12 protein-coding genes are annotated in these 13,068 nt (G+C 54.4%); 11 read left to right on the plus strand and 1 reads right to left on the minus strand.

The annotated features are described in order from the left end of the window. Nucleotides 1-248 precede the first annotated feature (248 nt). The 5 genes from araF to otsA all read left to right on the plus strand — a co-directional run bounded on the left by araF (nt 249) and on the right by otsA (nt 6,204). Nucleotides 249-1,238 carry an arabinose ABC transporter substrate-binding protein AraF gene (gene araF / locus B498_RS15765; protein WP_008500409.1) on the plus strand — a complete coding sequence of 330 codons (990 nt, stop codon included), beginning with the start codon at nt 249-251 and terminating at the stop codon, nt 1,236-1,238. Between the two features lie 71 nt (nt 1,239-1,309). Then, complete coding sequence (gene araG, locus B498_RS15760; protein WP_008500410.1) at nt 1,310-2,824, plus strand: L-arabinose ABC transporter ATP-binding protein AraG; 1,515 nt, start codon at nt 1,310-1,312, stop codon at nt 2,822-2,824. An 11-nt stretch (nt 2,825-2,835) separates the two neighbouring features. Continuing rightward, the gene (gene araH / locus B498_RS15755) at nt 2,836-3,825 is read left to right on the plus strand and encodes an L-arabinose ABC transporter permease AraH (protein WP_171843394.1); all 990 of its coding nucleotides are present in this window, start codon (nt 2,836-2,838) and stop codon (nt 3,823-3,825) included. 176 nt (nt 3,826-4,001) lie between these two features. Further along, the gene (gene otsB, locus B498_RS15750; RefSeq protein WP_008500412.1) at nt 4,002-4,805 is read left to right on the plus strand and encodes a trehalose-phosphatase; all 804 of its coding nucleotides are present in this window, start codon (nt 4,002-4,004) and stop codon (nt 4,803-4,805) included. Further along, nucleotides 4,780-6,204 carry an alpha,alpha-trehalose-phosphate synthase gene (otsA, locus tag B498_RS15745; protein ID WP_008500413.1) on the plus strand — a complete coding sequence of 475 codons (1,425 nt, stop codon included), beginning with the start codon at nt 4,780-4,782 and terminating at the stop codon, nt 6,202-6,204. The genes otsB and otsA overlap by 26 nt, the downstream gene beginning before the upstream one ends. 15 nt (nt 6,205-6,219) lie before the next feature. Here otsA and uspC read toward each other — a convergent pair whose 3' ends face one another. After that, complete coding sequence (gene uspC / locus B498_RS15740) at nt 6,220-6,648, minus strand: universal stress protein UspC (protein ID WP_008500414.1); 429 nt, start codon at nt 6,646-6,648, stop codon at nt 6,220-6,222. 795 nt (nt 6,649-7,443) lie between these two features. Here uspC and flhD point away from each other — a divergent pair. The 6 genes from flhD (at nt 7,444) to cheW (ending at nt 12,876) form a co-directional block, all read left to right on the plus strand. After that, nucleotides 7,444-7,794 carry a flagellar transcriptional regulator FlhD gene (flhD, locus tag B498_RS15735; RefSeq protein WP_008500415.1) on the plus strand — a complete coding sequence of 117 codons (351 nt, stop codon included), beginning with the start codon at nt 7,444-7,446 and terminating at the stop codon, nt 7,792-7,794. Between the two features lie 2 nt (nt 7,795-7,796). After that, nucleotides 7,797-8,375 (plus strand): flagellar transcriptional regulator FlhC, encoded by a 579-nt coding sequence (gene flhC, locus B498_RS15730; protein ID WP_008500416.1) that lies wholly within the window; start codon nt 7,797-7,799, stop codon nt 8,373-8,375. 123 nt (nt 8,376-8,498) lie between these two features. Then, entirely contained in the window at nt 8,499-9,386 is an 888-nt protein-coding gene (gene motA, locus B498_RS15725) for a flagellar motor stator protein MotA (protein WP_008500417.1), read from the plus strand. Continuing rightward, nucleotides 9,383-10,312, plus strand: coding sequence for a flagellar motor protein MotB (gene motB / locus B498_RS15720; protein ID WP_008500418.1), 930 nt, complete (start codon nt 9,383-9,385; stop codon nt 10,310-10,312). Before motA ends, motB begins: the two co-directional genes overlap by 4 nt. Nucleotides 10,313-10,316: 4 nt before the next feature. Further along, the gene (gene cheA / locus B498_RS15715; protein WP_008500419.1) at nt 10,317-12,353 is read left to right on the plus strand and encodes a chemotaxis protein CheA; all 2,037 of its coding nucleotides are present in this window, start codon (nt 10,317-10,319) and stop codon (nt 12,351-12,353) included. 19 nt (nt 12,354-12,372) lie between these two features. After that, nucleotides 12,373-12,876 carry a chemotaxis protein CheW gene (cheW, locus tag B498_RS15710; protein WP_008500420.1) on the plus strand — a complete coding sequence of 168 codons (504 nt, stop codon included), beginning with the start codon at nt 12,373-12,375 and terminating at the stop codon, nt 12,874-12,876. The last annotated feature ends 192 nt before the right edge of the window (nt 12,877-13,068 follow it).

Consider the following 13,068-nt stretch of genomic DNA (forward strand, 5'->3'; position numbering starts at 1 on the left):
TTACCCTCATTTCATTTGTCTGACAAATACTGCCTTTTTTATGTCATTTTTCGCTGAATTTATGTACGCAATTACTGTAATTCTGCGGTGTGATGGGGCTCTCTTATGGATGATTAATTTCCCGCTAAAACTATCACCAGCAATAACGCTTATAACGAGGTAAGCGCTAATGCCTTGTTTTAAGTCCGATTAAATAAGAAGCACGCACATATTCCCTACAGAAAAGAAAGCTAAAGCTGGAGTTTACCATGCACAAATTTACTAAAGCGCTGGCGGCCATCGGTCTGGCTGCCGTTATGTCACAATCCGCTATTGCTGAGAATTTAAAGCTCGGTTTTTTGGTAAAACAGCCCGAAGAGCCTTGGTTCCAGACGGAGTGGAAATTCGCCGATAAGGCCGGGAAAGATTTAGGTTTTGAAGTGATTAAAATCGCCGTGCCTGACGGTGAGAAAACCCTGAACGCCATCGACAGCCTGGCGGCCAGCGGTGCGAAAGGTTTCGTTATCTGTACGCCGGATCCAAAGCTGGGCTCGGCCATCGCGGCAAAAGCCCGCGGTTACGACATGAAGGTCATTGCCGTTGACGATCAGTTCGTGAACGCCAAAGGCAAGCCGATGGACAGCGTCCCGCTGGTCATGATGGCCGCGACAAAAATCGGCGAACGTCAGGGCCAGGAACTCTATAAAGAGATGCAAAAACGCGGCTGGGACGTCAAAGAGACCGCAGTGATGGCTATTACAGCGGATGAGCTGGACACGGCGCGTCGTCGTACGACCGGGTCAATGGACGCGCTGAAGGCGGCCGGCTTCCCGGAAAAACAGATCTACAAAGTCCCCACCAAATCTAACGATATCCCGGGCGCTTTCGACGCCGCCAACTCCATGCTGGTTCAGCATCCGGAGGTCAAACACTGGCTGGTGGTCGGCATGAACGACAACACCGTGCTGGGCGGCGTGCGCGCGACGGAAGGTCAGGGCTTCAAGGCACCTGACGTGATCGGGATTGGCATCAACGGCGTTGACGCCGTCAGCGAGCTGTCCAAAGCGCAGGCAACCGGCTTCTACGGCTCACTGCTGCCAAGCCCGGACGTTCACGGCTATAAATCCAGCGAGATGCTCTACAACTGGGTCACCAAAGGAGCTGAACCGCCGAAATTTACCGAAGTGACCGACGTGGTGCTCATCACCCGCGACAACTTCAAAGAGGAGCTGGCGAAAAAAGGACTGGGCGGGAAGTAATACGCGGTGATTGTGCCCCTCATCCTGCGTGAGGGGCCTGACGTACACACTACAGGAATCACGGAGACGTTATGCGACAGTCTGATCCGTATCTCTCTTTTCGCGGCATCGGGAAAACCTTCCCCGGTGTGAACGCGCTGACCGATATCAGCTTCGACTGCTATGCCGGCCAGGTTCACGCCCTGATGGGGGAAAACGGTGCGGGAAAATCCACGCTGTTGAAAATCCTCAGCGGCAACTACTCGCCAACAACCGGCACGCTGGCGATCCGCGGCGAAGAGGTCTCTTTTGCAGATACCACGGCGGCGCTCAATGCCGGGGTGGCCATTATCTATCAGGAGCTGCACCTCATCCCTGAGATGACCGTGGCGGAAAACATCTATTTAGGACAGCTCCCGCACAAAGGCGGCGTGGTGAATCGTTCGCTACTTAATTATGAAGCGGGGCTGCAGCTAAAACACCTGGGGCTGGACGTCGATCCCCAGACGCCGCTGAAATATCTCTCCATCGGCCAGTGGCAGATGGTTGAAATTGCCAAGGCGCTGGCGCGTAACGCCAGAATAATTGCCTTCGATGAACCCACCAGTTCGCTCTCGAAGCGTGAAATCGAAAATCTGTTCCGCGTGATCCGCGAATTGCGTCAGGAAGGCCGGACGATTTTGTACGTTTCGCACCGCATGGAAGAGATATTTGCTCTCAGCGATGCCATCACCGTGTTTAAAGATGGACGCTATGTGCGCACCTTTACCGACATGGCGCAGGTGAACCATGACCAGCTTGTTCAGGCGATGGTCGGACGCGATCTGGGTGATATCTATCACTGGCAGCCTCGCCAGTACGGCCCTGAGCGTCTGCGCCTCGATAGCGTAAAAGCGCCGGGCGTCAGAACGCCGATTTCGTTATCCGTACGCAGCGGTGAAATCGTCGGCCTGTTTGGTCTGGTAGGCGCGGGGCGTAGCGAATTGATGAAAGGGCTGTTCGGCGGTACCCGTATTACCGATGGGCAGGTCTCCATTGACGGCGAGCGGGTAGACATTCAGAAACCGGCCCACGCGATCGGGGCGGGAATGATGCTCTGTCCGGAAGACCGGAAAGCAGAGGGCATTATTCCGGTGCACTCGGTACGCGACAACATCAATATTTCCGCCCGCCGTAAGTTTATTCGCGCAGGTTGCCTGATAAACGATAGCTGGGAGTCGAGCAATGCCGACCACCATATTCGTTCACTGAATATCAAAACGCCGGGTCCGGAACAGCTGATCATGAATCTGTCAGGCGGAAACCAGCAGAAGGCCATTCTGGGCCGCTGGCTGTCGGAGGATATGAAGGTCATCTTGCTGGATGAGCCGACGCGCGGTATCGACGTGGGGGCAAAACACGAGATTTATAACGTGATCTATGAGCTGGCAAAACGCGGCGTGGCGGTGCTTTTCGCCTCCAGCGATCTGCCGGAGGTGCTTGGCGTGGCTGACCGCATTGTGGTGATGCGTGAAGGCGAAATTGCCGGCGAATTACTTCATGAACAGGCGAATGAACAACAGGCGTTGAACCTCGCCATGCCTAAAGTTAGCCAGGCCGTCGCCTGAGTAAGGAGTTAATGATGTCCTCTGTTACTACATCCGGAGTGCCGAAGTCGAAGTCGGCGTTGAGCGTTGGGCGTATCTGGGATCAGTACGGCATGCTGGTGGTGTTTGCCGCACTGTTCGTCGCCTGCGCGATCTTTGTCCCCAACTTTGCCACCTTCATTAATATGAAGGGGCTGGGTCTCGCCATCTCCATGTCCGGGATGGTGGCCTGCGGGATGCTGTTCTGTCTGGCCTCCGGCGATTTTGACCTGTCGGTGGCGTCGGTGATTGCCTGTGCAGGCGTTACGACGGCCGTGGTGATCAACATGACGGAGAGCCTGTGGATTGGCGTTTTTGCCGGTCTGTTACTCGGCGTCATCAGCGGCCTGGTGAACGGTTTTGTTATCGCGCGCCTGAAGATTAACGCCCTGATCACGACGCTTGCGACAATGCAAATTGTCCGCGGGCTGGCCTATATCATCTCCGACGGTAAAGCGGTCGGGATTGAAGACGAGCGCTTCTTTACGCTGGGCTACGCCAACTGGCTGGGTCTGCCTGCGCCTATCTGGCTGACCGTGGCCTGCCTGATCCTGTTCGGCTTCCTGCTTAACCGGACCACCTTTGGCCGTAATACGCTGGCGATTGGCGGTAACGAAGAGGCCGCCCGTCTGGCCGGGGTGCCGGTGGTGCGCACCAAGATTATTATCTTTGTGCTCTCGGGGCTCGTTTCTGCCGCGGCGGGGATTATTCTGGCGTCGCGTATGACCAGCGGCCAGCCAATGACCTCTATCGGTTATGAGCTGATCGTTATTTCGGCCTGCGTGTTAGGGGGCGTTTCCCTCAAGGGAGGCATCGGAAAAATCTCATATGTGGTGGCCGGTATCCTGATTTTGGGCACGGTAGAGAACGCCATGAACCTGCTGAATATTTCGCCGTTCTCGCAGTACGTGGTGCGTGGTCTGATCCTGCTGGCAGCGGTGATTTTCGACCGTTACAAGCAAAAAGCGAAGCGTACCGTGTAACCGTTTTGCACCTCTTTTATTGCTCAACTTATAACCATAGTTGACCCCTTCACCGCCCCGCCAGTAAAACTGGCGGGGCGGTTGTCAAATGGCGAGCGACGTCACACTGTCTATACTTACATGGCTATGAAAGAGGTAAAGGCGTTTACCTCTCGTCAACCGTAAGGAGGAAAAGGGTGGCTGACTTGTTAACCGCACCGCCTGTACTGCCCGGACATTATGCTTTCTTTTTTGATCTCGACGGCACGCTCGCCGGGATAAAACCGCACCCCGATCAGGTGTCTATTCCGGAGGCGGTGTTACAGGATTTGCATCAGCTCTCGCTCATGAATGAGGGAGCACTGGCATTGATATCAGGGCGCTCAATGGCCGAGCTGGATCTGCTCGCCAGTCCATACCACTTTCCGCTGGCCGGTGTACACGGAGCGGAGCGCCGCGACATCCATGATCAAACGCATATCGTTTCACTCCCCGACGCACTTACGCAAACGCTCCAGAAGCGGCTCTCTGCTGCGCTGGCCGACCTGCCTGGCACCGAACTGGAAGCCAAAGGCATGGCCTTTGCCCTGCATTATCGCCAGGCACCGCAGCACGGAGATACCGTGCTCGCGCTTGCTCAGACGGTTGCGGATGCGCATCCACAGCTGGCGCTGCAGCCGGGCAAATGCGTGGTGGAGTTAAAGCCGAAGGGGATTAATAAAGGCGCTGCCATCGCCGCATTTATGGCGGAGGCGCCATTTAAGGGCCGGACGCCTGTTTTCTTAGGGGATGACCTGACCGACGAGGCCGGGTTCCGTGTGGTTAATCAGGCCGGAGGGATCGCCGTTAAGGTAGGGCCTGGTGACACTGTCGCCGAATGGCGGCTGGCGGATGTCGCCAGCGTCTGGCAGTGGGTATCTGATATCGCTAACCAGCAACAACAACAAATAGCGCAAAACAAAGGGGGAAACCATTATGGGTCGCTTAGTCGTCGTCTCTAACCGAATCGCACCGCCTGATGATAAAAAAGCCAGTGCGGGTGGCCTGGCGGTAGGGGTGTTAGGTGCCTTGAAAGCCGCTGGCGGGCTGTGGTTTGGCTGGAGCGGAGAAATCAGTGAAGAAGAGAAACCGCTCACAAAAGTGACGCGCGGTAACATTACGTGGGCGTCGTTTGCACTGAAAGAGAAAGACTACGACGAGTATTACTCGCAGTTCTCGAATGCCGTGCTGTGGCCGGCGTTTCACTATCGTCTTGACCTGGTCAAATTCCAGCGTGAATCCTTCGAAGGCTACGCGCGCGTGAATGCGCTGCTGGCGGATAAACTGCTGCCATTGATAGAGGAAGACGATATTTTATGGATCCACGATTATCACCTGCTGCCGTTCGCGAGAGAGCTGCGAAAGAGGGGAGTGAATAACCGGATTGGCTTCTTCCTGCACATCCCGTTCCCGACGCCGGAAATTTTTACCGCGCTGCCGCCGCATGAAGAGCTGCTGGAGGCGCTGTGTGACTACGATTTGCTGGGCTTCCAGACGGAAAATGACCGCCTGGCATTCCTTGACTCCGTGTCAGGGAAAGCGCGTCTGGTGACCAAAGGCGGGAAAACCCATACGGCGTGGGGAAAAACGTTCCACACCGAAGTGTATCCAATAGGGATTGAACCTGACGAAATCGCGGAGCAGGCCTCCGGCCCGCTGCCGCCGAAGCTGGCGCAGCTTAAGAATGAACTCAAGCACGTGAAAAATATCTTCTCGGTCGAGCGTCTTGATTATTCTAAAGGGCTGCCGGAACGCTTCCTGGCGTATGAAACGCTGCTGGATAAATATCCGGAGCACCACGGTAAAATCCGTTATACCCAGATTGCGCCGACGTCGCGCGGTGAGGTTCAGGCCTATCAGGATATTCGCCATCAGCTGGAGACAGAAGCCGGGCGCATTAATGGCCGTTACGGGCAGCTGGGCTGGACGCCGCTGTTTTATCTGAATCAGCACTTCGACCGCAAGATCCTGATGAAGGTCTTCCGCTACGCGGACGTCGGCCTGGTGACGCCGCTGCGCGACGGGATGAACCTGGTCGCGAAAGAGTATGTGGCAGCGCAGGACCCCGCCGATCCGGGGGTTCTGGTGCTATCCCAGTTTGCCGGGGCCGCAAATGAGCTTACCTCGGCGCTGATTGTGAACCCTTACGATCGCGATGACGTGGCGAATGCCCTGAACCGCGCGCTGACCATGCCGCTCACGGAACGTATTTCCCGCCATGCTGAAATGATGGAGACGATCCGGAAGAACGATATTAACCACTGGCAGGCGCGTTTTATTCAGGATCTCCGCGATATCGCTCCACAAAGCCATGAAGGCGATTTACAAAAAAAGATCGCAACTTTCCCTAAACTTGCCTGATATTTCCCTGGGGGGTTAACGCCCCCCAAGCGGCACTAATAACACGTCAACCTGACTTGATGCGACAATGGATTTCGCCGCGCAGGCCGCGCGCGATAAAAAGCTGTGGTTATGATTCCCGCATATCACTAAATCAATATTCTGTTTACGACACATGTCGAGAATATGGGCATTAAGTTCTCCTGTCGCAATTACGGTTTCATAGACAGGATAGTGTGCCTTTTCGACCAGCTCGCGCAGAAATTGCTGCGTTTCCTCCTGAAGTACCTCACGAATATCCTCCAGCATGGGGGCAGCCAGCTGATTATACATCTCGGGTTCGGCCGCAAGCGTGATGAGGCTGATGCGGGCATTGTGGGGTCTGGCAATGGAAACTGCCCGGGCGACGAGTTGATGGCTTTCTGGGGAAACGGCAACAGAAACAAGTAGATGGGAGTAACTCATGGCGCACTCCTTGGGTGTCTGACTGACAGCGTTTGATCACCTTTACCGCGATTTTCCGGGTTCTGCAAGGGCTGATTACGACATTAGTGTGAAGCTTATCATAATTATTCATTAATTATTCTTATAAGAAGAATAACTGAAAAATGCGCCTAAATGAAAAAAATTAACAACTTAACGTAAATCACACAATTTTATGCCTTGACTGTTGAGTCGTTTTGATGCGTTACAAAATCATTTCGAATGATCACGCTCTGAAACATCTTTTTTGGGCTGCCTGCATAACTCTATGTCTTTTCACAGTAAGAAAAATGTTTCCCAGAGGGGTGAATGATGTAAATGTTTCCGCGCGACGCCCACCCGAGGAAAAGCACGTTGCATGCCAGTTCTGATCCCCCTTCTGCATGAGTATTCGTCAATTAAGAATACAAAACAGTGTCAGTTGGTTAATATTTGAACAAATTACAAGTCATACTGATGGATTTATGGGTCATATTCACTTAAATTGTGTGACGTAGATCACATTTTTTTTAAATTTGAGGATGGCTGGATTGTATGTGTCAAAACTGACGAGTAGAGTTTGCGTCGAATTAGGAAAAATCTTAGTTATTTGTAAGAAATGATAAAACATGTAAGAGACGCATTCGCGTTTCCTCTCTTACGCGTTTCGATGAATACAAACCTAAATTCAACTATGCATTTAGCCTTTTCTTTTTTATACCGGGTGATTTCCCGGCGACATCACGGGGTGCGGTCTTTCCGCATAAAAATAATAGTTGGTTATTCGGGATGGGAACAATGCATACATCCGAGTTGCTAAAACATATCTATGACATCAATTTGTCGTATTTACTGCTCGCGCAGCGTTTGATTAGTCAGGACAAGGCGTCCGCGATGTTTCGTCTGGGTATTAACGAAGAGATGGCAACCATGCTGGGCGGTTTAACCCTCCCGCAGATGGTTAAACTGGCTGAAACGAATCAACTGGTTTGCCAGTTCCGTTTCGATGACTCTCAGACTATAACGCGTCTGACGCAGGAGTCCCGTGTAGACGATCTTCAACAGATCCATACCGGTATTCTTCTCTCTACTCGCTTGCTTAACGAAATCAGCCAGCCTGATGACGTAGCCCGTAAGAAAAGGGCCTAGCAATGAGCGAGAAAAGCATTGTTCAGGAAGCGCGTGACATACAGTTGGCCATGGAGCTGATTACACTGGGTGCTCGTTTACAAATGCTGGAAAGCGAGACGCAGTTGAGCCGTGGTCGTCTCATCAAACTGTACAAAGAGTTACGTGGTAGTCCCCCGCCGAAAGGCATGCTGCCGTTTTCTACCGACTGGTTTATGACGTGGGAGCAGAATATTCACGCTTCCATGTTCTGTAATGCCTGGCAGTATCTTCTCAAAACCGGTTTGTGTAGCGGCGTTGACGCCGTGATCAAAGCCTACAAACTTTACCTTGAACAATGCCCACAGCAGGAAGAAGGTCCTCTGCTGGCGCTGACCCGCGCATGGACGCTGGTGCGTTTTGTTGAGAGCGGAATGCTTGAGCTGTCGCGCTGCAACTGCTGCAACGGCAATTTCATTACCCATGCTCACCAACCTGCAGGCAGCTTCGCCTGTAGTTTATGTCAGCCTCCTTCCCGTGCAGTAAAAAGACGTAAACTTTCCCGGGATGCTGCCGATATTATTCCACAACTGCTGGATGAACAGATCGAACAAGCTGTTTAACCCGAACGTGTGGGAAAGATTCCAGCAGCGGTAAGCGATTACCGCTGCTTTTTTTTACCCCGCGAACGGTCAACGCTGCGAGCTGGACGTCCTTGCCATAGTCACTAGCGGAAGGATGATGTCGTGCTTATCTTATTAGGTTACCTGGTAGTTCTCGGTACAGTTTTCGGCGGTTACATGATGACCGGCGGGCACCTTGGAGCACTCTATCAACCGGCTGAACTTATTATCATCGGCGGCGCAGGGGTAGGGGCTTTTATCGTTGGCAACAACGGTAAATCGATCAAGGGCACGCTGAAAGCAATTCCATTGCTGTTCCGTCGCTCAAAATACACCAAAAGCATGTATATGGATCTGCTGGCACTGCTCTATCGCCTGATGGCGAAGTCGCGTCAGCAGGGCATGTTCTCGCTTGAGCGGGATATTGAAAACCCGAAAGAGAGCGAAATTTTTGCCAGCTATCCGCGCATTCTCGCTGATGCCATGATGCTGGATTTCATCGTCGACTATCTGCGACTGATCATCAGTGGCAACATGAATACCTTCGAAATCGAAGCGCTGATGGATGAAGAGATTGAAACCCATGAAAGCGAATCGGAAGTACCGGCCAACAGCCTGGCGCTGGTCGGCGACTCGCTTCCGGCATTTGGTATCGTTGCTGCGGTCATGGGGGTGGTTCACGCCCTGGCCTCGGCAGACCGTCCGGCAGCCGAGCTCGGCGCGCTGATTGCCCATGCGATGGTGGGCACCTTCCTCGGTATTTTGCTGGCGTATGGATTTATCTCTCCGCTGGCCAGCGTGCTGCGCCAGAAGAGCGCGGAAACCACCAAAATGATGCAGTGCGTGAAGATCACGCTGCTCTCTAACCTCAACGGTTATGCGCCACCGATCGCGGTTGAGTTTGGCCGTAAAACGCTTTACTCCAGCGAGCGTCCGTCGTTTATCGAGCTTGAAGAACACGTGCGTGCGGTGAAAAACCCAAACCAACAGACGACAACTGAGGACGCATGAAAAACCAGTCCCATCCGATCGTCATCGTAAAAAAACGCAAGCACAAGGGCGGTGGGCATGGCGCCCACGGCTCGTGGAAAATCGCGTACGCCGATTTTATGACCGCAATGATGGCGTTCTTTCTGGTGATGTGGCTGATCTCCATCTCCAGCCCAAAAGAACTGATCCAGATTGCCGAATATTTCCGCACGCCGCTGGCAACGGCGGTGGCCGGCGGGCCGCGTATCTCTAACAGCGAAAGCCCGATCCCGGGCGGCGGCGATGATTACACCCAGCAGAAGGGTGAGGTGAAAAAAGAGCCGAACATCGACGAGCTGAAACGAAAGATGGAACAGGCGCGCCTGAAAAAACTGCGTGGCGATCTCGATCAGCTGATTGAAGCGGATCCGAAGCTGCGCGCGCTGCGACCGCATCTGAAGATTGACCTGGTGCAGGAAGGGCTGCGTATCCAGATTATCGACAGCCAGAACCGCCCGATGTTTAAAACCGGGAGTGCGGAAGTCGAACCGTACATGCGCGATATTCTGCGTGCCATTGCACCGGTGCTGAACGGCATTCCTAACCGAATCAGCCTGTCAGGCCACACGGATGATTTCCCGTACGCCAGTGGGGAGAAGGGATACAGCAACTGGGAACTTTCTGCCGACCGTGCCAACGCCTCGCGCCGCGAGCTGGTGGCAGGTGGGCTTGATGATGGCAAGGTACTGCGCGTAGTCGGCATGGCCGCAACCATGCGCGTTTCCGACCGCGGGCCGGATGATGCCATCAACCGTCGTATCAGTCTTTTAGTGCTGAACCAGCAGGCGGAGCAGGCCATCCTGCATGAAAACGCCGAAAGTCAGAATGAGTCACTGGACGATTTAAAACAGCCTGGGGCCGTTCCTTCGGCTGCCGTTCCAACATCGCCACCAGCCAATCCGAGGTGATAGCGTGAGCATGGATATTAGCGATTTTTACCAGACATTCTTTGATGAAGCCGACGAATTGTTGGCCGATATGGAGCAACACTTGCTCGATTTGGTGCCCGAAGCACCGGATTCCGAGCAGCTCAATGCCATCTTCCGTGCGGCGCATTCCATTAAAGGCGGAGCCGGAACGTTTGGATTTACCATCCTGCAGGAAACGACCCATTTAATGGAAAACCTGCTTGATGAAGCACGACGCGGTGAGATGCAGCTCAATACCGACATTATCAACCTGTTTTTGGAAACCAAAGATATTATGCAGGAACAGCTCGACGCCTATAAAAGTTCGGCAGAGCCTGATGCCGCCAGCTTTGAATACATCTGCAATGCGCTGCGCCAGCTCGCGCTGGAAGCCAAAGGTGAGGTTGCCGCAGCCGTGGTTCCTGCCGCAAAACTGAGCGTTGTGGACACGGTTGCCGCGCAGGCGTCTGCCCCTGCTGACGCACCGGCAGGCAAGCTGCGCGTGGTGCTGTCTCGCCTGAAAGAGAATGAAGTTAACCTGCTGGAAGAAGAGCTGGGTAACCTGGCGAAATTAAGCAACGTGGTTAAAGGCAAAGACAGCCTGGCCGCGACGCTTGATGACGGTATTGGCCAGGACGATATCGTGGCGGTGCTGTGCTTTGTGATTGAAGCCGATCAAATCGCCTTCGAAACCGAAACGGTCGCGGTTGATGCCCCTGCGGCTGTGGAAGAGGCGGCTGTTGTCGCTCAGGCTGCCGCACCGGCTGTGGCGCCTGCGGCTCCGGCGCTCAAGGCGGTGCCAAAAGAGGCTGCTGCACCGGGCCGTGGTGAAAAACCTGCCGCGCGCTCCAGCGAGTCGACCAGCATCCGTGTCGCCGTTGAGAAGGTTGATCAGCTGATTAACCTGGTGGGCGAACTGGTGATCACCCAGTCGATGCTGGCGCAACGTTCAAACGAACTCGACCCGGTCACCCACGGGGATTTGATTACCAGCATGGGCCAGCTGCAGCGTAACGCCCGCGATCTGCAGGAATCGGTCATGTCCATCCGTATGATGCCGATGGAATATGTCTTCAGCCGCTTCCCGCGTCTGGTTCGCGATCTCGCCAGCAAGCTGAACAAGCAGATTGAACTGACCCTGATGGGCAGCTCAACCGAACTGGATAAGAGCCTGATCGAGCGCATCATTGACCCGTTAACGCACCTGGTGCGTAACAGCCTCGACCACGGTATCGAACTGCCGGAAAACCGCATTGCCGCCGGGAAATCCCCGGTCGGGAATCTGATCCTGTCTGCGGAACATCAGGGCGGAAACATCTGCATTGAAGTGACCGATGACGGCGCCGGTCTGAACCGCGAGCGCATCCTGGCAAAAGCGATTTCGCAGGGAATGGCGGTCAATGAAAACATGACCGACGAAGAAGTGGGCATGCTGATCTTCGCACCGGGCTTCTCTACCGCAGAGCAGGTGACCGACGTCTCCGGACGCGGCGTGGGCATGGACGTGGTGAAACGTAACATCCAGGAGATGGGCGGCCACGTTGAGATCCAGTCCAAACAGGGCTCCGGCACGACCATTCGCATCCTGCTGCCGCTGACGCTGGCGATCCTCGACGGCATGTCAGTCAAAGTGGCGGACGAAGTCTTTATCCTCCCGCTGAACGCCGTGATGGAATCCCTCCAGCCGCGTGAGGAAGATCTGCATCCGCTGGCGGGCGGCGAGCGCGTCCTCGAAGTGCGCGGTGAGTACCTGCCGCTGGTGGAACTGTGGAAAGTGTTCGAAGTGGACGGGGCGAAGACCGAGGCCACGCAGGGTATCGTGGTGATCCTGCAAAGCGCGGGCCGCCGCTACGCATTGCTGGTCGATCAGCTGATCGGTCAGCACCAGGTGGTGGTGAAGAACCTCGAAAGCAACTACCGCAAAGTGCCGGGTATTTCTGCCGCCACCATTCTGGGTGATGGTAGCGTGGCGCTGATCGTCGACGTGTCGGCGCTTCAGGGATTAAATCGTGAACAACGTGTGGCGTACACAGCCGCCTGATTAAGTAGAAGGTAATAACATGACCGGTATGAGTAATGTAACGAAACTGGCGGGCGAGCCATCAGGACAGGAATTTCTGGTATTCACTTTAGGCGATGAAGAGTACGGCATCGATATCCTGAAAGTGCAGGAAATCCGTGGTTACGACCAGGTTACCCGCATCGCTAACACGCCTGCGTTTATTAAAGGTGTCACTAACCTGCGTGGCGTCATTGTGCCCATCGTGGATCTGCGCGTGAAGTTCAGCCAGGGCGACGTTGACTACAACGACAACACCGTGGTGATCGTCCTGAATCTGGGGCAGCGCGTGGTGGGGATCGTGGTGGATGGCGTGTCTGACGTGCTTTCCCTGACCTCTGATCAGATTCGTCCTGCGCCAGAGTTTGCGGTCACGCTGTCGACCGAATACCTGACCGGTCTGGGCGCGCTCGGCGAGCGTATGCTGATTCTGGTGAACATTGAGAAGTTGCTGAACAGCGATGAGATGGCGCTTCTGGATATCGCCGCGAGTCACGTAGCCTAAAACAAAGCCGGGTGGCGCTGACGCTTACCCGGCCTACGTGTTCAAGTCATTTGTAGGCCGGGTAAGGCGAAGCCGCCACCCGGCTTTTTTACATCCTGCTCCACCAGCCCAGCTTCCGTGGCCACCCATACGTTAATGCTCGGGGCCGTCTTCGCAGCTGGATATCGCGGCGAGTCACGTAGCCTAAAACAA

Source organism: Enterobacter sp. SST3 (assembly GCF_000286655.1).
GTDB lineage: Bacteria > Pseudomonadota > Gammaproteobacteria > Enterobacterales > Enterobacteriaceae > Enterobacter > Enterobacter roggenkampii.